The organism is Mesorhizobium sp. M6A.T.Cr.TU.016.01.1.1, assembly GCF_003952585.1.
GTDB lineage: Bacteria > Pseudomonadota > Alphaproteobacteria > Rhizobiales > Rhizobiaceae > Mesorhizobium > Mesorhizobium mediterraneum.
In genome coordinates, this window is sequence record NZ_CP034452.1 from 6,272,181 (window position 1) to 6,292,259 (window position 20,079).

The 20,079-nt window shown below is 62.4% G+C and carries 13 protein-coding genes and 1 pseudogene; 8 read left to right on the top strand and 6 right to left on the bottom strand.

Features of this window, described 5'->3' with window-relative positions; translation table 11 throughout:
* Positions 1-333, bottom strand: a complete 333-nt coding sequence (locus EJ075_RS30435; RefSeq protein ID WP_095489606.1) for a lipid-A-disaccharide synthase N-terminal domain-containing protein — start codon at positions 331-333, stop codon at positions 1-3.
* Positions 326-1,054, bottom strand: a complete 729-nt coding sequence (locus EJ075_RS30440; protein WP_126106840.1) for a glycosyltransferase family 2 protein — start codon at positions 1,052-1,054, stop codon at positions 326-328. The genes EJ075_RS30435 and EJ075_RS30440 overlap by 8 nt, the downstream gene beginning before the upstream one ends.
* 260 nt (positions 1,055-1,314) lie before the next feature.
* On the opposite strand from EJ075_RS30440, the gene tyrS reads away from it, so the two are divergent.
* On the top strand, positions 1,315-2,568 hold the full coding sequence (gene tyrS, locus EJ075_RS30445) for a tyrosine--tRNA ligase (RefSeq protein WP_126106841.1): 1,254 nt from the start codon (positions 1,315-1,317) through the stop codon (positions 2,566-2,568).
* A 518-nt stretch (positions 2,569-3,086) separates the two neighbouring features.
* A pseudogene (locus tag EJ075_RS33890) lies at positions 3,087-3,416 on the top strand (alpha/beta fold hydrolase); the annotation flags it as partial.
* A gap of 7 nt (positions 3,417-3,423) precedes the next feature.
* Here EJ075_RS33890 and EJ075_RS30455 read toward each other — a convergent pair.
* From EJ075_RS30455 to EJ075_RS30465, 3 genes are read right to left on the bottom strand one after another with little or no spacing between them, the layout of a single operon-like run.
* Positions 3,424-4,668 carry an adenylate/guanylate cyclase domain-containing protein gene (locus EJ075_RS30455; protein WP_095489609.1) on the bottom strand — a complete coding sequence of 415 codons (1,245 nt, stop codon included), beginning with the start codon at positions 4,666-4,668 and terminating at the stop codon, positions 3,424-3,426.
* Positions 4,665-5,054, bottom strand: a complete 390-nt coding sequence (locus tag EJ075_RS30460) for a response regulator (protein WP_126106842.1) — start codon at positions 5,052-5,054, stop codon at positions 4,665-4,667. Before EJ075_RS30460 ends, EJ075_RS30455 begins: the two co-directional genes overlap by 4 nt.
* Entirely contained in the window at positions 5,051-10,216 is a 5,166-nt protein-coding gene (locus tag EJ075_RS30465; protein ID WP_126106843.1) for a GAF domain-containing protein, read from the bottom strand. The genes EJ075_RS30460 and EJ075_RS30465 overlap by 4 nt, the downstream gene beginning before the upstream one ends.
* Before the next feature lie 841 nt (positions 10,217-11,057).
* Between EJ075_RS30465 and EJ075_RS30470 the strand changes: the two genes are divergently transcribed.
* Together EJ075_RS30470 and EJ075_RS30475 are read left to right on the top strand one after the other, a co-directional pair.
* On the top strand, positions 11,058-11,396 hold the full coding sequence (locus tag EJ075_RS30470; protein WP_095489695.1) for a 4a-hydroxytetrahydrobiopterin dehydratase: 339 nt from the start codon (positions 11,058-11,060) through the stop codon (positions 11,394-11,396).
* 170 nt (positions 11,397-11,566) lie between these two features.
* Positions 11,567-11,938: a hypothetical protein gene (locus EJ075_RS30475; protein ID WP_095489612.1), complete on the top strand. Its 372-nt coding sequence runs from the start codon at positions 11,567-11,569 to the stop codon at positions 11,936-11,938.
* 437 nt (positions 11,939-12,375) lie between these two features.
* On the opposite strand, the gene EJ075_RS30480 is transcribed toward EJ075_RS30475, so the two are convergent.
* Entirely contained in the window at positions 12,376-15,762 is a 3,387-nt protein-coding gene (locus tag EJ075_RS30480; protein WP_126106844.1) for a DUF3971 domain-containing protein, read from the bottom strand.
* A gap of 96 nt (positions 15,763-15,858) precedes the next feature.
* Here EJ075_RS30480 and EJ075_RS30485 point away from each other — a divergent pair, with 96 nt between their 5' ends.
* From EJ075_RS30485 to EJ075_RS30500, 4 genes are all read left to right on the top strand, one after another.
* Positions 15,859-16,326 carry a peroxiredoxin gene (locus EJ075_RS30485; protein ID WP_126106845.1) on the top strand — a complete coding sequence of 156 codons (468 nt, stop codon included), beginning with the start codon at positions 15,859-15,861 and terminating at the stop codon, positions 16,324-16,326.
* A gap of 160 nt (positions 16,327-16,486) precedes the next feature.
* The gene (locus EJ075_RS30490) at positions 16,487-17,761 is read left to right on the top strand and encodes a M23 family metallopeptidase (RefSeq protein ID WP_126106846.1); all 1,275 of its coding nucleotides are present in this window, start codon (positions 16,487-16,489) and stop codon (positions 17,759-17,761) included.
* A 341-nt stretch (positions 17,762-18,102) separates the two neighbouring features.
* A complete protein-coding gene (locus EJ075_RS30495) occupies positions 18,103-19,269 on the top strand; it encodes an ROK family transcriptional regulator (RefSeq protein WP_126106847.1) in 1,167 nt (388 codons plus the stop codon).
* 38 nt (positions 19,270-19,307) lie between these two features.
* Positions 19,308-20,072, top strand: coding sequence for an ATP-binding cassette domain-containing protein (locus tag EJ075_RS30500; RefSeq protein ID WP_126106848.1), 765 nt, complete (start codon positions 19,308-19,310; stop codon positions 20,070-20,072).
* Positions 20,073-20,079: the final 7 nt, after the last annotated feature.

The window sequence follows — 20,079 nt, forward strand, 5'->3', positions numbered from 1 at the left end:
TCAGTCGACCTTCGTCATCGCCGCCTTGCGCTCATTGGCAATCAGCCAGAGATTGCGAACATAGATGAACATGCCCATGGATTGACCGGCGATGAACACCGGATCCTGCCGCTGGATGGCATAGATCAGCAGCAGGCTGCCGCCGAACAGCGAAAAGAACCAGAAAGCGATCGGCACGACGCTGCGCTTGGCTTTTTCCGACGCGATCCACTGCACGACGAAGCGCATCGAAAAAAAGAACTGAGCGACGAAGCCGAGCAGAACCCACGCATCGAATTGCTTGACGAAGACCTCGTGAAGCCAGATCGCCAATTCCTGAAGCACGTTAGCCATGCCTGATTTCCTCTGTTTTTGGCATTCTCCGGCGCCTACGGCGCAGCCACCAGACACCGGCGAGATCAAGCACCCCTTGCAGGCCGCGATCGAAAATTCCGTAATTCGACTTACCGTGGCGGCGAGAGCGGTCGACGACGTCGCAATGCACGACGCGATACCCCTCCTGGATGACGAGCGCCGGAACAAAGCGGTGCGTGCCGTCGAAGAACGGCAATTTCCTGAGGATACCGGTATGGATCGCCTTCAGGCCGCAGCCCGTGTCGCGGGTCTCGTCATGCAGGATGGCCTTTCTCAGCCAGTTGGCAAAACGGGACGCCAGTTGTTTGATCTTGCTGTCACGGCGCTTCAGGCGCTCTCCTTGCGCAACACCGAAATCGGGACCGGCCTGCCGCAGGGCGTCGACCAGCACCGGAATGTATTTGGGATCGTTTTGGCCGTCGCCGTCGATCGTAGCGACGATATCGCCGCGGGCCGCCCATGCGCCCGAACGCACAGAGAGCGACTGGCCGGCGGATTTCTCATGCCGGAGGTGGCGAAGCGGAAACGGCCGAAGTACTGCCTGGAGGGCAAGGACCGAAGCGGTTTCGTCGGTCGAGCCATCGTTGACGACGATCACCTCGAAGTCGCGCCCGGCCATCGCCGCCCCGATCTCATCGAGCAGAAGCGGCAGGTTCGCCGCCTCGTTCCGGCAAGGAATGATGATGGATATCTCCGGCATATCGCGTCGGGCTCTGTCACAGGATATGGCATTCGATTCGATGCCGTGCGGTGCCGTTCCAGCGGGGTAAGTGCTGCAAGAACCCGCTGGCGCGGCGCCTCATTACGCCAGCCCAAACGATGAAGCAAGCATCCGCACGCCATCCGCGCGGGCCGCAAAACCGGATTCCCCTTTTGCTGATCGCGCTTGGATGCTAAACGCCCGCCTTCACGCATACCACGCCCGATCCGCTTCGGTTGGGCGCTTTCGGGAAAGAAAAGATGTCCGCCTTCAAATCCGATTTCCTGCGCATAATGAGCGAGCGCGGTTTCATCCACCAGATTTCGGATGATGCCGGCCTCGACCAGCTTTTCGCCAAGGAGACGGTGAGCGCTTATATCGGCTTCGATGCGACCGCCAAGAGCCTGCATGCCGGGTCGCTGATCCAGATCATGATGCTGCACTGGCTGCAGCAGACTGGTCACCGGCCGATCGCGCTGATGGGCGGCGGGACCTCGATGATCGGCGATCCGTCGTTCAAGGACGAGGCACGCAAGCTTCTGACGCCGCAGGACATTGAGGACAATCTTGCCGGTATCCGCCGCAATTTCATGCCCTACCTCGAATTCGGCGGTGGTCCGAACGACGCCATCATGGTCAACAACGCCGACTGGCTGATGGAAATCAACTACGTCAACTTCCTGCGCGATGTCGGCCGGCACTTCTCCGTCAACCGCATGCTGGCCTTCGATTCGGTCAAGCTCAGGCTCGAGCGCGAGCAATCACTGTCGTTCCTCGAATTCAACTACATGATCCTCCAGGCCTATGACTTCGTCGAACTCTACAAGCGTCTCGGCTGCCGGCTGCAGATGGGTGGTTCCGACCAGTGGGGCAACATCGTCAACGGCATCGATCTCGGCCATCGCATGGAGGGCGCGCAGCTTTACGCGCTGACCACGCCCCTGCTCACCACCTCGTCCGGCGCCAAGATGGGCAAGTCGGCTTCAGGCGCCGTCTGGCTCGATGCCGAAATGCTGTCGCCATACGAATTCTGGCAATACTGGCGCAACACCGAGGACGCCGATGTCGGCCGCTTTCTCAAGCTCTATACGACGCTGCCTCTGGACGAGGTCGCACGTTTGGAACGGCTTGGCGGCTCCGAAATCAACGAGGCGAAGAAGATCCTGGCGACTGAAGTCTGCATGCTTCTGCACGGCCGTGCCGCCGCCGAGCAAGCGGAAGAGACAGCGCGCAAAACGTTCGAGGAAGGTGTTACCGCCGACACACTGCCGACCATCGAGGTGGGCAGGCCCGATCTGGAAAGCGGCGTCGGCATATTGTCGCTGTTCGTCACCGCCGGACTTGCCGCGTCCAACGGCGAGGCGCGGCGACACATCCAGGGCGGCGCCGTGCGGCTGAACGACCAGCCTGTGTCCGACGACCGCAAGGTGGTGACGCTTCAGGATCTCGGCCCGGAAGAGGTCGTAAAGCTGTCGCTCGGCAAGAAAAAACACGTTCTGGTGCGGCCGGTCTGACCAGAGCCTGATCCGTCCCCGATAGAATCGGATGGGGCTCCGTTAGCCACGATCTTTTCCGAAAAACCGGTTTCTTGCTGCGCTGACCTTCGGTTCGGGATCACGGCCTAGGTAAAACTTAATCAGGTCGCTACTGAGAATGGCCGAGATGGGTGAATATTGCCATTCGTCTCATCGATCGGAACGAGCAGGTAGCACCACTTGCGGACGCTTCAGGGCGATGCACCGAACGTCTTGTTCGGGGCCGAAGGCTGCCAGTCCGCTTTGTGCAGCCAAGGTGGAAAAGCAGATATTCGCCTGGATGAGGCGGCCGCCGAATCTCACCCAAGTCGGACGGGCTGGAAGAAAAGGGCCCGAGAAGCGATAGAGAGAGGGCGGGGGCACTCGTTCAACGAGCGCTGCTAATTCGGAATGGGCAGCGATTGACGCTTCGCCTCATCCGAGGCCGGCTTTGCGAAGTCCTTCGATATAGATTGCCCGGTCCTCCGGATGGACGAGCGGATGGTGCTTCTCAACCAATTGGGCTCGCTCGCGAAGGAGTCGCTGTCCTACGCTTCGACTTCACGGGCTTGGGATCGAGCGAGGGCGAATTCGCCCCGACGAATTTCTCCTCGAATGTCGCCGACCTCCGTTCGACCGTCGACTATCTGCGTAATCATTACCGAGCACCGTCCTAGCTGATAGGCTATTCGATCGGAGGGTGCGGCAGTCCCTGGCGATGGCCAAGGATGTTCCCGAGGTGCGCCATCGCCACGATCGGCGCGCCCGCCGATGCCGTTCATGTATTGAAGAATTTCGGAACGAGCCTCAAGGCGATCGAAGTGAGCGGAAGTGGACATTTGAACGTAGGCTCGATCAATCCATGTTGATCCGCGGACCTGTCGCGCCGTTCAGCAATCGCTTCAAGTGGAAGCTCGCAAGCTGGTCCTCTGCGCGCCTGCCTACTTCAGCAGCGAACGAGGTGACCGCACTAGGGTCGCCGGCTTCCAGCTTGGCGAAGGCGGCGAGGTAATCCTTTGTCGCGAGGTCGTCGCATTGCTCAGGCCGCAGTGGCTCGAAAGCGCGCAGCGACTCCGTTCGTCCTCTCAACACGAGGTCACCCACCGGCCGCCCTCGGAAATTCACAACTTGCCTCGCGACGCTCTCGCTCACGCAAATACGGGTGCCTAGCTGCTTGTTGGCGGCTTCCAGCCGCGCCGCGATGTTGATGGTGTCGCCATAGGCGGAGTAGTCGAAGAAGCGGGCGCCGCCGAAATTGCCGACGATCGCCGGCCCGGCGTGGACGCCGATGCGGGTGGGGCCGAGCGCCACGCCCCTGGCGCGCCAGCCGGCGCGGAAGTCTTCCGAAAAGTCGTCGAGGTCAAGCGCGCTGGCGACCGCGCGGGCGGCATGGTCGGGCTGCTCGCCCGGCGCGCCGAAGAGTACATGCAGTGCGTCCCCGACGATCTTGGCCACCGTGCCCTCGTGGTGGAAAACGATTTCGGTCATGCCGGCGAGGTACGCGTTGAGGAGTTCGCCCAGTACCGCCGGGTCGAGCGTTTCCGCCAGCGCAGTGAAGCCGGCGATGTCAGTGAAGAGCGACGCCACCTCGCGTCGCTGCCCGGCAAGCTCGCCAGCGTCGCCGGCGAGCCGCTCGGCGAGGTTGGGCGAGAAGTAGCGCGACAGCGAGGCGTGCGCGCGCTCGGCCGCCACCTGCCTGCCCCGCGCGTCGCGCAGAAGGGAAAGGTGCCTCAGCGTCTTGGCGATAGTCGTCTCGAGGTCGGCGAAATCGATCGGCTTCATCAGGAAATCGAAGGCCCCGCGGTTCATTGCGGTCCGGATGTTGGCCATGTCGCCATAGGCCGACAAGATGATGGTCGACAGCCGCTCCTCGGCGTCCTGGAGCTTCGCAAGAAGCGACAGCCCGTCCATGCGCGGCATGTTGATGTCGGTAACGACCATTTCGATGTCGGGATTGGCGGCGATCAGGTCGAGCGCCTCGACGCCGTCGCGGGCGAAGATAAAGCTCACGGCGCCGTCGCGGATTTGGTGGCGGAATTTCTGCAGGACCAGCGGCTCCAGGTCCGGCTCGTCGTCGACGACCAGGATCAGCGCCGTCATGCCGCGAGCCCGACGCGAACGTCGATCTCGCCGCGTAGCGCGACGAAATCGAGCGGCTTCGTCAATAGGGCCTCGGCGCCGTTTTCCAGCGCCTTCCTATTGGTCTCTGCGTCGCCATAGGCGGTGATCATGATCACGGGCACATCGGGACGCAACGCCCTCGCTTTCGGCAGAAGCTCCAGGCCGCTCATGCCCGGCATGTTGATATCCGACAGGATGAGGATGAGCGAGGCGCTCTCCGCTGCCTCGATTACGTTGAGCGCCTGCGGCGCCGAAAGCGCGAAGGCCATGGCGAAGCGTCCTACCCTAAGATCGCGCCGGAACTGCTGTCTGAACAGCACCTCCACATCAGGCTCGTCGTCCACGACCAGGATGAGCAGACTCAAGCGTTGCCTCCTGCTTTGGCGAGCGTCGCGGCCCCGCGCGGCAAGACGATGCGGAATTCGGTGAAGGCGCCCGGCTCGGTGTCGACCTCTATGGTGCCTGCGTGCTGTTTCACGACGATGTCGTGGCTCAAGGACAGGCCGAGCCCCGTACCCTCGCCCGCCGGCTTAGTGGTGAAGAACGGGTTGAACATCTTTTCCTTCACCTCCGGCGGGATGCCGGTGCCGTTGTCGCGGATCCTGATCTCGACCGCATCGCCCAGGCTTTTCGTCGATGCCGCCAACACCGGCTCGTAACCCGTTTCGCCTTCAGCCGCCCGCCGTTTCGTCGTCGCGTAAAAGCCGTTGGAGATCAGGTTCAACAGCACGCGGGTGATCTCCTGCGGAAAGAGATCGACCTCGCCGGCGCCTGGATCGAAATTCCTTTCCAACATGATGTTGAAGCCTTTCCCCTCGGCGCGGGCGCCATGATAGGCGAGGTTCAAGCTCTCCTCCACGACGGCATTGATGTCGACCGGCCGGTGCTCGCCCGAGCCCGAGCGCGAGTGGAGCAGCATGTTCCTGACGATCGAGTCAGCGCGCTTGCCGTGCTGTACCACCTTGTCGAGATTGCCCTTCAGCATGTCCGACAACTCATCGATCTCCGCGCGGATCTTGTCGTCAATCGCCGCGCCTTGCAGCGCCTCGCGCAACTCCACGACCAGGTCGCCGGACAGCGAGGAAAAATTGTTGACGAAGTTGAGCGGGTTCTTGATCTCGTGAGCTATACCCGCGGTCAGCTGGCCGAGCGAGGCGAGCTTTTCGGTCTGCACGAGCCGATCCTGGGCCTTGCGCAGGTCGTCCAGCGAGCACGACAGTTCCTCAGTGCGCGCCTGCACCTGATCGAACAGCCTGACGTTCTCGATCGCGATCACGGCTTGGTCGGCGAACGTCTGCACAAGTTCGCCTTGGCGCGAAGTGAATGAATTCGGCTCCATCTTCCCGAGGAAGAACACGCCCTCGACCTTGCCTTCTCTGAGCATCGGAACACCCATCAGCGCCCTTGTGTCGGTGATTGCCCGGAATTCCTGCAGATTGAAATCCGCATCCTCCTCCACGTCGGGTATGTACTCGATACTACCCGAGAGGGCTACGCGTCCCGAAAGCCACCGGCGGTCGATTGCGATCGGATGATCCATCATCCAATCGGTTTTTCTTTCGGAGATAGTGGCGCGGCCACGCAGCATGTTGCCGTAACGAAGGAAGATTCCGCCATAGCTTGCTCCGCACAGCTTGGCGGCCGATTCGACCAGAGCGTTCAACACGGTGGGCAGGTCGAAAGCCGCGCGGCTGATCACCTTCAGCACATCCGCCGTCGCCGTCTGCTGCCTCAGCGCCTCGCTGACATCTGCGGTACGTGCCTGCACCTCGTCGAACAGGCGCACATTCTGGATGGCGATCACCGCCTGGTCGGCGAAGGTTTTGACCAGTTCGATTTCCCTCTCGTTAAAGGGCCGCACCTCGGTGCGGATCATGGCAAAGGTGCCAAGGAGTTCGCCTTCACGAAGCAGCGGCACTGCAAGGACGGTGCTCATGCCGCCGACCGCGGCAATCGCCGAATGTGTATATTCGGGGTCCACGGTGACATCTTCGATCTGGATGACGCGCAGTTCTTCGGCAGCGCGCCCCACAGCCGATCCGCGGCCGGGTTCCGTCTGGTGCGTTTCGCCATACTCCCTGAAGCCCGGGGGAAATCCGGTGATGGCCGCATATTCGAACCTGCCATCGATAATTCGTTCGAGGCAACCCTTGTCCGCGCGACACAGCCGGACTGCCGATTCCACGAGAGTGTCCAGCACCGTCTGCAGGTCGAAGGCGGATGCGCTGATGACTTTCAGCACATCTGCGGTCGCCGTCTGCTGCTGGAGCGACTCGCTGAGCTCCGCCGTGCGCGCCTGGACCTCATCAAACAGGCGGACATTCTCGATGGCGATCACGGCCTGGTCGGCGAAGGTCTTCAGAAGTTCGACTTGCTTGGCGGCAAGAAAGCCCGTCTCAGCACGCCCGACTGCTATGCAACCGATGGGCAGGCCGTCACGCAGCACCGGCACGGCGACAACGCTGCGCAGGCCCGAGAAAGCCGCCGCGGCGCGATGCGTGAACTCACTATCCAAGGTGAGGTCCGGGATCTGCGCCACCTCAAGATAGAGAATCGCCCGTTCGGCGGCACTGCCGCGAGTAGGTGCCACGGGAAAGGTGTTGCGTACGATCTCAACGCTTTCTTCGGTGATGCCGTGATGCGCGACGAAATGCAGAAGCTGGCCATCATATCTGTAGACAAAGCAGAACTGCGCTTCGCACAGACGGGCGGCACTTTGCGCGATCATGTTGAACACCGGCTGCACATCAGTGGGCGAGCGGCTGATGACGCCAAGCACATCGCTGGTCGCCGTCTGGTACTCTAGCGCCTCGGTGGCCTCCCGCGTCCGCTGCTGCACTTCCTCGAACAGGCGGACGTTCTCGATCGCGATGACGGCCTGGTCGGCGAAAGTCTGAACGAGTTCGATCTGGCGCTCGGAAAACGGGCCTGGCTTTGCACGCGCCATCGAGAAGACACCAATCGGGATCCCTTCGCGCAACAACGGCACCGATAATCCAGCTGCGAACTTTCCTATTTTTGGCACATCTGGAGTACCATACTCCAAGTCTAGGGTCACGTCGGGGACATGAACGACCACCCTTTCCAATGCGGCGCGACCAACCCAGGAATCCCGGCCAACCCGATTGGGATGGGCTTCCTCATGGGCTCTCAACTCAGGCGAGTCCCCATGCGAAGCGGATATGCGGTAAACGTCGCCGTCGAGCATATATATGCCACCCAGTTCGGCCCCGCATAACTTCACCGCGGATTCTATCAGCGTCTGAAGCACCGCCTTGAGATCGAATGTCGAGGCACTGATAACCTTGAGCACGTCCGCCGTCGCGGTCTGCTGAGCAAGCGCTTCGGTCAGTTCGGCCGTCCGCGCCTGCACCTCTTCGAACAGCCTGGCGTTCTCGATCGCGATCACCGCCTGGTCGGCGAAGGTCGTGATCAGTTCGATCTGGCGGTCCGAGAAGGGCACCGTGCGCCTGCGCGCCGCCGCGATGACGCCGATCGGATCGCCATCGCGCAACAGCGGTACGCCAAGAAAGGTGCGCGCGTCGCTCAGCTTGATCCATTCCGAGCGCGTATAGGCCGGGTCGGCGGTCGCGTCCGGGATATGCACCGTTCGCCGCTCCAATGCCGTGCGTCCGGTGGTCGTGCCGCGGTCGAGGCTGACCGGATTGGCGCGCCAGTAGTCGATCTGCGCGGCGTCCGCCGGGTGCGCCGCCACCAGATGATATTTCCCGTCATCCTTGCGCATGTAGACATAGGCATAGTCCGCCTCGCAGAGGTGGCCGGCGGTCGTTACGATGGTGTCGAGGACCGGCTGCGCCTGCGCCGGCGAGCGGCTGATCACGCCGAGCACGTCGGAAGTGGCGGTCTGGTATTCCAGGCTTTCCTGCAGATCCCTCGTCCGCGCCTGAACCTCCTCGAACAGCCGGACGTTGGAAATGGCGATGACGGCCTGGTCTGCGAAAGTCTTGAGCAGCGCGATCTGCTTGTCGGTGAAGGGCCGCATCTCGATGCGCCGGATCATCAGCGCTCCGACCGCCTCCCCGTCACGCAGCAGTGGGATCGCAAGGATGGTGCGGAAGCCGAGCCGGTGGGCCATTGCCCTACCAGTCGCAAAGTCTACACCCGCCTCGGTCAGGTCATGAACATGGACCGGTGCCCGGTCGAGCACCGCGCGACCGGTGACCACGTCACGGGCGACAGGCAGCCCGGCGTCGTCGACCGGAATTGGCCCATGATGCGCCCCGACCGCCAAACGATCGCCCTGCCGCAGATAGATTGTCGCGTCATGGGCATCGCAGAGACGCGCGGCGCTTTCAGCGACGGCGTCGAGAACCGGTTGGATGTCGGTGGGCGACGCCGCGATGACGCGCAGGATGGAGCCCGTCGCGGTCTCGCGCTCCAGGGCCTCGGTCACTTCGCGATTGCGCGCCTGCACCTCGTCGAACAGGCGCACGTTCTCGATCGCGATGACCGCCTGGTCGGCGAAACTCTCCACAAGTTCGATCTGGCGTTGTGAGAACGGCCCCACGGTTCGTCTCGCCATGCCGAAGACACCGATCACCTCTTGGCCTCGCTTGAGGGGGACCGAAAGGGCCGCGCGGAAATCGCCCATGGTAGCCGCTTCCGGCCTTTTGTATTCCATATCCTTGGACACGTCGGGCACATGAACGGTTGCCCCTTCGAGGGCGGCTCGACCTTGAAATGTCCCACGCCCGATCGGGTGTGGATGGCTCTTCTCATAAGCGCGAAGTTCATCGGTCCAACCGGTCCCGGTCATGACCCGTAGCCAATCGCCATCGCGCAGTGAGATCGCGCCCATATCACCGCCGGCCAGGCGGATCGCCGAATCGAGTAGCGTCTGCAGTACGGGTTCAAGGTCGAAGGCCGACCGGCTGATTACCTTGAGCACGTCGGCCGTCGCGGTCTGCTGAGCCAGCGCTTCGCTGAGTTCGGCCGTCCGCGCCTGCACTTCTTCGAACAGCCGCACGTTCGAGATGGCCATCACGGCCTGGTCGGCGAAGGTCTTCAGAAGCTCAATCTGCCTGTCGCTGAACGGTCTCACCTCTCTTCGCCGCAGGCTAATCGCACCGATCGCTCTTCCATCGCCCACGAGAGGTGTCGCCAGAATGGTGCGAAAGCCGTACTGAATGGCCATTTCCCGGCCTGCCGCGAATTCGGCCCCGGCTTCGGATAGGTCTTCGACCTGCACGGTCCTCGCATCGATCACCGATCGCGCCATTACCCGGTCGCGCTCCAGCGGCCACGGCGCCTCGTCGACCGCAATCGGGCCCGAATGCGCACCGAGATGGAGCATATTGTCCTTCTTGAGCCGGATGATCACGTCGTAGGCGTCGCAAAGACGGGCGGCGCTCGCCGCCACAGCGTCGAGGACCGGCTTGATATCGGTCGGCGACGAGGCGATGACGCGAAGCAGCTCGCCGGTCGCCGTCTCGCGTTCGAGGGCTTCGTTGAGCTCGAACGTGAGAAGCTCAATCCTAGCTTCGAGTTGGCCGTGTGATTCCCGCATGTGCAGGTTCTAGCCCTCGGTCGCACCGCTGCCCACTAAGTTGAGACACGAACCATAGGCAGAATAAAGCTAAAAATACTAGGTCACCGACGGTCGATCGATTCGTCCCCCATTCGCAGCGAGGAAGATCGGTAGCCCGACTCTCGACGTTTTTTTTCCACCGATAGAGCGGTTCGCCAGAAATCAGAACCTTTAGGTGGCACTTCCTGCTGAGGGCCTGCGTGGGCTTGATCGCGACCTTCCTGTATCTACGAGCAATGTCAGGTGTTGGCGCAACGGCGATGTTCAGGGTGGTCGCAACGTCTGCATCGGGCCGCAGCAAACATCACCTCAACGGCCGACATGGGGCGCGAGTTCGCCGTCTACTGACTAATCCGGCGGCTAGGATCGGCGGCGCAAACCGGTTCTGTTCGGGCTTGAGCTTGCCGTTCACAATACCTGCGCCATAACGGTTGTGTGGGAATGGATTTTCGCAAATCCGTCGATGAAGCGATCGATGGGGTAGGTCTGCTGGCCGGCCTGACCGGGCGATACAGCCAGTCGCCGGCGCTGGTGGTCAGAGAGCGTCCTCGGTTCGGGCTCGCGATCGGAACCCGGTCGAGATCGTCTCTGAACGGAAGACGGCCCCGTTGCCGCTGATGATCTGAGATGAACAAACACCCGAAACGGAGCCGGGGTACCGATCGACCGAGTCGACAAAAGCGCCGCGATCGGCCGAGGGAGACGGACAACAAGCGCCTTGCCGATCAGATTCGCAAGTTTCTCCGTAAGCACTATGCGAGCAAATATCGAGTGCGGTAAACAGTGGTCGCTCCACTTGGAACAAGAAGGGGAGATCGTCATGGCAGAGAGCATTGCCCAGAAAACCTGTACACCTTGCCGCGGCGGCATACCGCCGCTGACCGAGAAGGAAGCCAGCGGATATCTTTCCCAGACGCCCGGCTGGAATCTTCTGGAGGCCGGACACCTGATACGCCGCAAATTTAAGTTTGCGGATTTCCGGGAAGCACTCACCTTCGTCGACGGGGTCGGCCGGTTGGCGGAAGAGGAAGGGCACCATCCGGAAATCTGCTTCGGCTGGGGCTACGCGGAAATCTCGCTGCAGACCCATAAGATCAGAGGCCTGCACGAGAACGATTTCATCATGGCAGCGAAGATCAATCAGCTAGCTGGTCTGTAAGCGCCGCCCTTGCTCAGCGCAGGCCGAGCTGCGTGTCGCACTTTGCTATCGAAATCTGGAACCGCTGCCGATAGACGGTTCCAGATTATCCCCATGCCCCAAAGAAACTACGTGGTCTGCTGAAACCCAAGCCCTCCCAAATCGTTGTGGTGTTAAACGGAGGACCGACTATGCGCAATTTCCTGATCAATACGGTCCTTGCCTTGGCAATGGGCATTTCGGGCTTGCCGCTGATTACCGGCTCCACCGCGGCACAAGAATTCGAGTTCAGCATCGGCCGCGATGGCCCGCAACTGCGCACGCGCGAACGTTGCGATCCTTACGAAGACGATGACTGCTACGAAGATCGTTATGTCGAGCAGCGGGTCGTTCGTCGCGGCTGCACGGAAGGCCAAGCGCTCGACAAGGCCGAGCGGATAGGTGTCCGACGGGCACGCATCGTCTCGGCGGGTCGTCGCACCATCGAAGTGCGCGGTCGGTCGCGCGATGGTGAGCGCGTCTATCTGACTTTCGGCCGCGAGCGCGGCTGCCCCGTCTATTGACGCAAGTCAGTGCGAGCCGATGACCACGGCGATAGGTGCCGAGTGTGCGGGCGGAGTAAGACCGTCCAGGGCTAGGCTGTGGGACCGCCAGAAGTTGGACTACCCCTTGGGGCAACTCCCGCTAGCGCGAACGCCCGCTTTGGAGAGGTGCCGGGAACGTCCGGTCATGTGTAGGGTTTCGGATGCCGGCCCAAGCGAAAGCCTGTCCTCCGGCAGGGGGCCGGCGTCGGAAAGCCTCCAGGGAAGGAAACCGCGACCTCAATATGTATGCCGGCAATGTCTGCTTACGGAAAGTGGCAAAGCTGGCCTCGACGGCCGACATTGGGCGCAAAGCTGCCATTCCTTACGTGCGCGGAAACCGTCGTCTATCCGGCCGGGGCGAGCTAGAGTCCACTTAGGGTCAAGACTCGGTCGCTTGAAGTGATTGGGTTTTGACCTCATCGATACTCGAAGATCGACCTGAAAATTCCGGGAGCGATCACCGACAGCGGATTGACGTCCAGTTTCGGCTTGTTGGCATCGCCCCTGAGCCGGTAGGTCACGCCGATCAGCCCGCGATCGCGGCCATTGCCGAGCAGTGCGCCGAAGAGCGGCAGTTCGCCGAAGATGCGGTTGAGACCATAGACCGGCATGAACGTGCCGGTCATGTCCATGTTGTTGTTCCGGTCGTAGAGTGTGCCCTGGAAGGTGGTGCCGATGCGTGGACCGCGCAGCACGCCATTGGCCAGCTTGAGATAGCCGGCGCCCTTCTCGATCTCGGAAAAGCCGCGCTCGAACTTCACTCTCGACGTGTCGATATTGGCTTTGACGGCTTCATTGAGGCTGCGGCTGTCGCCCGCCGGCGTCGTCGATACGAGCGAGGCGAGTTTCGGCTCGTTGACCACGAAGAAGTTGCTCGAATCGACCTGGCCCTTCATCGGCCCATCGCTTGCCCCAGCGAGCGCCAGCGTGATCGAACCGCCCTCCATATGCTCGTAGATGTTGAGGAACCGCAGGATGGCGCCGGCATCGGCCGACGTCATGTTGAGGGCGCGCCTGCCGGCGCCGGTCGTATTGCTGATGCTTATAGCAGCACCCGAACTTGCCGTGGCGCTCACCCTGAGCCCGTTCACCCTGGAGCCGGCGGCGCTGTAGTCGAGCTTCAGGTTCGACAGTGTCTCGTTGTGGAAGCCGGTCAGGGAATTGACATCGGCGCTGACGGAAATTGCGTCGGAACCCGTGGCCTTGGTGGCGGTGTCGACATCGGACGTGAATTGCTTGATCAGCGAGCGCGCGTCCAGCGCGTTGCCGCTGATGTCGATAGCGTAGCCCTTGCCCGATCGTTTCACCGACACGGCAACGTCGTCTCCCCGGTTCAACGTGACCTTGCTGAACCGCGCCGAGGACAGGGCGCCGTTGACCAGCACCACGCCGCCGTCGATCGAAAAAGTCTTTCCATCCAGGTCGAAGTCGGACAGCGTCGTGGTGTCGCCGGACTTGGTCATGGCAAATGTGACCTTGGCTGGAATGCCGGGTCCCTTGCTCCAGCCTGCCCACGGAATGTCCAGCCTGGCGTTGGTCAGGTCCGCCGAAACAGTCTGGTTGCTGCCGCCGCTCTTGTCGATCGCAACCTTGATGGTTCCGGAAAGCAGCGCCGACAGGCCAGGCATGGCGGTTGCGCGCATCTTGTCGTCGAGCACCAGCGCCACTTTCCGGCTGCGTGGCGGTCCGGCATTGTTGAGCGGCTCGATCAGTTCGAGCTCGGCTGGAATGCCGTTCAGCAGCGCCTTGGCGGAGATCACGGCCCGATTGGGCTCGACAGTGATCGAGCCGTTGGCCTCCGTCACCGCCTGGCCTTCGAACGGCTTGGCCAGCGAGAGGTCCTTGTAGTCGAGCGCCACCAGCCAATCGAGCTTCGAGGTGTCGACGCCGGACTGCAACGGAATGTCCGCTCTCACGTGGCCGGTCACCGTGCCGGACAGGTCGTCCGGCAGCAGGCCGACATGGCGCATGGCGTTGATCGGCTCATAGGAGGCGAGCTCGGCGATTGCAGACGCCTCGCCGGCGACGTCGATGTCGAGCGCGCCAATCACCGGCGGGCGGTTTGCCGCCTTGACCGTCATCGTGCCGTTGCTCGCCGCCACCGTGCGGCCGCTGACCATATAGACGTTGCCCGAGGAGAGCCTGACGTCGACGTCGTTGCCGTGAAATTCAACAACGCCGACGGCATCGCGTATAGGCGGAATGTGACCGGCCGTATCGAAGCGCGCCCCTTCGATCTGGAAACGGCCGAACACTTCATCGGCAGATAGCGGAATCCCGTTGCCCAGGCGCCCCGGCACAACCTGGAACTGCAGGCTGGCGTCAACGACGCGGCCGCCGAATAGGTTCTTCAGCACCCAAAGGCGGGCGTTTCGCGCGGAAAACCAGGGCCACAACTGCTTGACATGCGAGACCGGCATGTCGTGGACGTTGAAGGCAACGGATATGCCCGGCACCTTTGCCTCAACGAACTCGACCGACGCCGTGCCCAGCGCCTCGCTGGCTCCCCCGGACCTGATCCCGATCTGCTCGGCCACGAGCTTATGGCTCCTGGTCTGGTAGACGCCGGCGACGCGGGCGATGAAATTGAGCGCGGGTTCGGATGATTCCGAGGGTGCCAGTATCGAACGGTCGCTGGTCAGGTCGTAGCGATAGGACGGCTCCTCGCCCGCTGTTCCAGTCGTCGGCTTCGGCCCGACCGAACCGGCGAAATCGAATGTCGAGCGACCGGTCTTCACCTGCAGCCTGTCCACTTGGACCTTGTTGGCGCCGGCGACAAGTGTCGCGTCGAGATCGACATCGGCTGGAAGCATCCCCGCACGCGGGCCGAGATCGAGCACGGAGCCGGCGAGCGACAACGAGGCCGTCAGCCGCGACGCGTTCTCGCCGGATCCTTCCGATCCCGCCAACTTCAAGGCAATCGCGCCCAGCTTCCCGCCTGGCGCTGCCGCGGCCTTGCCGGCCTCCGCCATCTCGACGCTCGCATCCAATGCCGTCACGAGCCGCGTCGTCGTATCGCGGGTGGCTGTGGCAGCGACGGTGAGTGCCCTGCCGTCGACATCCGCGTCGGATGAAAACTCCATGCCGCCCGGCCCCGACTGCGCAACGGTGGCGTCGGTGATCCGGACCAGTTTGACCGCGCCGGCCTCAGGCAGAACGAGGTCGACATTGCTGAGGTCGATCTGGCGCATCGAATCCACCTGCACCGTGTCGAGCGCGCGGTTGAGGTTGGCAAAGACCGCATCGGATAGTCTTTCCGGATCGATGAGGCCGTCGTCATTGCGCAGCGCCGCCGTCCAGTCGCCAGCAGTCGGGATCGCCGCCATCATGATGCGCGCGTCGGAAATCCTGGCGCTGGTGAGCCGCACCTCGCCGGAAAGCAGCGGTATCAGCCTTATGCCGAAGCGGACCCGTCCGGCATCGGCCATCGGCTTGCCGTCGGCGGTCTTGAGGCTGACGTCGCTGACCTGCAGCGCGATGAAGCTCGATCCGTCGAGCGTGAGACGGGCCGGTCCGACCGCAACATCGACGTCGACGCCGGCCAATTTCTCGATGGCTATTTCCGCCTCGGTCCGCAGCCGCTCGGTGCCGAAACCGGAAATGCCGATCGCATACACAGCGACAGCGGCCAGCAGCACGAGGGCCACAAGGCCGGCAAACAGCCGCGCAAGAACACGAACGCCGCGGCCGATCGACGCTTGGCCGAGCGGCGGCACGCGGCACGCGGACGGGAAAGTCTCCAGGTCGGTGATCTCATCACGCCTGAATCTGATCTTCTCGTGCTGCGGCTGCTCCTGATCCACGCAATTTTCCGTTGAACGAACTCGACCGGTGGACGAATCCCGGTTTGACATTATATCGATGCGGCTTGGCGCGTAACCACAAACAAGGGCATCGATATGGCTGATCTCGACGTCGGCGAGCTTGCGCCGCAATTCGAACTTCCCCGAGACGGCGGCGGGTCACTCAGCCTTGCGGCATTGCTGGGAAAGCCGGTCGTGCTTTACTTCTATCCGCAGGATGACACCACGGGCTGCACCAATGAGGCGATCGGCTTTTCGCAGTTGAAGCCGGAATTCGAAAAGCTCGGTGCCGTCGTGATCGGCCTTTCGCCGGACAGCGTCCGAAAACACGACAAATTCAAATCGAAATACGGCCTTGCCGTCGATCTTGTCGCCGACGAGGAGCGCAAGGTGATCGAAGCCTATCATCTGTGGGTCGAGAAGAAGCTTTATGGCCGCCGCTATATGGGCGTCGAGCGTGCAACGTTCCTGATCGGCAGCGACGGACGAATTGCCAGGATCTGGCGGAACGTTCGCGTCAAGGGCCACGCCGAGGCGGTGCTGGAGGCGGTGCGGGCGCTTTGACGGTGAGCCAATGGCGGCCTTGAAAGCCCCAAATGAAGCATGAGCCGCCAAAAATTCGACGCAACCAACGGTAAGGGAGTTGCGCGCAAGCAACCGACCGTTAACCTTAATGATGTGTAATCAGGCTTGTCGTTTGGTGTCGTAACGAAAGCTTGGTCCCGTGAACGTAGCCAGTCAGTCAACGGTCTTTGGCAGGCGCAAGGAGCCCCACACGGTCATTATCGCCCGGGGCAACGAGATAAGGCATTTTACCATACGGCCATGGGTTGCCGCATTTTGCGGCTCCGCGCTGGCAGCGATGGCCATAGGCTATCTGCTGGCGACCTCCTACCTCGTGCTGCGCGACGACCTGATCGGCGCGACCACGGCGCGGCAGGCGCGCATGCAGCAGGCCTATGAGGACCGCATCTCCGCGCTACGCGCCCAGGTCGACCGGATCACCAGCCGCCAGCTTCTCGACCAGCAGCTCATGGAAACCAAGGTTGGCGAACTGCTGGAACGACAGACCCAGCTCAGCCTGCGCCATGGCCGCCTCGGCCCGATCCTCGAACGCACCGAGAGCGACGTCGGAGCGCCACCTGCGTCCGCAAAGCCGGACAAACGCGCCGACGTGACCGACGCACAGCCGCAGGCCTATTCGGTTGCCAGCGTCGGCGCCAGTCTTGGCGGCGGCGATACCAGGCCGTTCTCCTTGTGGTCGACCCGCTCCGATCCGCTGCCGAGCGACACGGCGGCCGATCGTGCCGACAGACTGTTCGTGTCGATCAACGAGTCGCTCAAGGCCATAGAGAGCCAGCAGCTCACCCGCATCACCGCGCTTGCCGACAACGCCTACAGAAACGCCGATGCGATTTCACAGGCGCTCGAGGCGGCTGGCCTGCCGGTCGACAGCGATTTCGGCAAGAGCGATGCCGGCGGTCCGCTGATACCGCTCGACAGTTCGATGATGTTCGACAGCAAGGTCAAAGAACTTGACGAGGCGCTGGACGCGCTCGACCGCCTGAAGACGGAGGCGAGACGGCTGCCGCTCGCCAATCCTGCCCCCGGCCGTTCGGTCACCAGCCCGTTCGGCGTGCGCACCGACCCGCTCCTCGGCACCGCCGCGCTGCATTCGGGGATGGATTTCAGGGCGCCGACCGGAATGCCCGCCAAGGTCACGGCGCCCGGTGTCGTCGTCAAGGCCGGCTGGAACGGCGGCTATGGCCGCATGGTCGAGGTCGACCATGGCAATGGCTTTGCGACGCGCTATGGGCATCTCAGCAAAATCAGCGTGACCGTCGGCGAGAGGCTCAACGCCGGCGACGTCATCGGCAAGACCGGCAGCAGCGGCCGCTCGACCGGCCCGCATCTGCACTACGAGATCCGCCACAATGGCGAAGCCATCGACCCGCTGCGCTTTCTGAGGGTCGGCAAGAAGGTCGCGCAGTATCTCTGATCTAATTCCCTGGCATTAGTTGCAGCCTATAGGTTGTACCTGCTTTTTGGGGCTGGCGGGACAGCACCCCCTCTGTCCTGCCCTCTTTGTCAAAAATTGGCATCTCCCCCACATGGGGGGAGATCGGCGGTCGTCCCGGCTTCCGCCAGTCTCCAACGTTTCATGAATGAGCACCGCGCCGAAGCTGCCAATCTCCCTCCTTGTGGGGAGGATGTCCGGCAGGACAGAGGGGGGCACTAAGGAACGCTACATAACCGGGATCGCGCGCAAAATTATTTTTGAATTCCATTTGACTGAATAAATATTCGGTGCGAACCTTATGTTTCCTAAGGGCGCAAGACATGGCACTGCGGGGGACCAATCAGGAATTCGGGCGGCCTTACAACAGGCGCATCGTCCTCGAATCCATCCGCCTCCACGGCCCGATCGCCCGCGGCGACATTGCTCGGCGGGTCGGGCTCACCGTGCAAACGGTGTCGACCATCGTTCGCGAGTTGGAAGAACATGGCTACGTTCTGTCCATGCGCGAAGAGCCGCGGGGGCGCGGGCTGCCTCCGGCGACCCTGCGGATCAACCCGGAGGGCGGCTACGCCGTCGGCATCCACGTCACGCCCCTCGGCATCAATGCGGCGCTGATCAATTTGAGCGGTGACGTGATCGAGAGCACCTACCGCGAGGCTCCCAGCGCAACGCCCGACCATGCCTTCGATCTGATCGGCGCGATGGTGCTTGAATTGACCGGATTGCGGCCTGGCGGTCGCGTTCTCGGCATCGGCATGGCGCTGCCCGGCCCTTTCGGCGTCGAATCGATGAGCTTTATCGGCCCGACGACGATGACCGGCTGGAAGGACGTGGCGCTTCGGGAACGGCTGGAGGCCTCGACCGGCCTGCCCGCGTTTTTCGAGACCGACATGGCGGCCGCGGCAATGGGCGAGCGCCTGTACGGCCTCGGAGCGGGATATTCCGAATACTACTATCTCTATTTCGGTGTCGGTCTTGGCGGCGTCATGGTGCATGACGGAAGCGCCTTGCGCGGCGCCTGGGGAAATGCCGGCGAAATCGGACACATCCCTGTCGTGCCGGTTGGCGAGCCGTGCCCCTGCGGCAATCGCGGCTGCCTCGAACGATACCTCTCGCTCGAGGCGCTGCGGCGCCGGAACATCAGCGACGCCGATTGGGTTCATGAAGTCGGGCCGATCTTCCGCAACGCCATCACCATCATCGAGAACCTGTTCGATCCCGAAACCATCATCCTCGGCGGACTGGCGTCCACCGATTTGCTTGAACGGCTGGCCGGTTCGGTTGCGAACCTTCCCAACTCGGTCTCGGCGCGAGGAGACCGCACGACGCCCCGTGTCACCGTCGCACGCGGCGGCCAGCATGCGGTGTTGCGCGGGGCCGCAGCACTTGCAGTTTCAGGAGTGCTTTCGCCGCGCTTCGGCCAGATATTCACCGCCGAGCGCGAACGCGGGCGAGACATCCTGCAAAGCAAGGGGATCGCGGCATGAGCGGAGCTCAGCCTGGCATGATCGGAACTCAGCCTGGCATGAGCGAACCCCTGCTGGTGCTCGACAACGTCACCAAGAACTATGGCGCCATCGAAGCGCTCAAGGGCATCAGCTTCTCGATCGGCAAGGGCGAGGTGGTGGCGCTTCTGGGCGACAACGGCGCCGGCAAATCGACACTGGTCAAGATCATCGCCGGCGGGCTGGAGCCGACCTCCGGCCGCATGCTGTTCGAGGGAAAGGAATTCCTCGCCAAATCTCCCGCCGAGGCCAAGGCCGCGGGGATCGAGACCGTCTACCAGGACCTCTCGCTTTGCACCAATGTCGACGTGGTCGCCAATTTCTTCATGGGCCGCGAGATCACCAGGAAATTTCTTGGCGTTCCCGTGCTCGACGAACCCGCCATGGAGCAAGTGGTCAAGAAGGCGCTGGCCAGCGCCGGCACGCGCATCCCCTCGCTCAGGACCAATGTCGAGCATCTCTCGGGCGGTCAGCGACAGGCTATCGAGCTCAACCGATTCGTGCATTTTGGCGGCAAGCTCGTGCTTCTCGACGAGCCGTTCGCAGCACTCGGTGTCGAGCAGACGCGGCGCGGTCTCGACATGATCCGCCAGGTGGCGAGCCAGGGTATCGGCGTCGTCATCATTACTCATATCATGCAGCAGGCCTTTCAGGTCGCCGACCGGATCGTTGTGATCCGGCAAGGTGTCGTGGCGGGCGATGTCGCGCGCAACAAAACAAGTCCCGACGCGGTGATCAACATGATCACCGGAGAGACGCTTGCCGGTGCCGGACCGGCTGGCTGAGGGACAA

Coding starts and splice junctions, on each gene's coding strand:
- EJ075_RS30500 (WP_126106848.1), top strand. CDS start 19,308: ATGAGCGAACCCCTGCTGGTGCTCGACAACGTCACCAAGAACTATGGC.
- EJ075_RS30470 (WP_095489695.1), top strand. CDS start 11,058: ATGGCAGAGAGCATTGCCCAGAAAACCTGTACACCTTGCCGCGGCGGC.
- EJ075_RS30455 (WP_095489609.1), bottom strand. CDS start 4,668: ATGACGGCGCTGATCCTGGTCGTCGACGACGAGCCGGACCTGGAGCCG.
- tyrS (WP_126106841.1), top strand. CDS start 1,315: ATGTCCGCCTTCAAATCCGATTTCCTGCGCATAATGAGCGAGCGCGGT.
- EJ075_RS30475 (WP_095489612.1), top strand. CDS start 11,567: ATGCGCAATTTCCTGATCAATACGGTCCTTGCCTTGGCAATGGGCATT.
- EJ075_RS30485 (WP_126106845.1), top strand. CDS start 15,859: ATGGCTGATCTCGACGTCGGCGAGCTTGCGCCGCAATTCGAACTTCCC.
- EJ075_RS30435 (WP_095489606.1), bottom strand. CDS start 333: ATGGCTAACGTGCTTCAGGAATTGGCGATCTGGCTTCACGAGGTCTTC.
- EJ075_RS30495 (WP_126106847.1), top strand. CDS start 18,103: ATGGCACTGCGGGGGACCAATCAGGAATTCGGGCGGCCTTACAACAGG.
- EJ075_RS30440 (WP_126106840.1), bottom strand. CDS start 1,054: ATGCCGGAGATATCCATCATCATTCCTTGCCGGAACGAGGCGGCGAAC.
- EJ075_RS30465 (WP_126106843.1), bottom strand. CDS start 10,216: ATGCGGGAATCACACGGCCAACTCGAAGCTAGGATTGAGCTTCTCACG.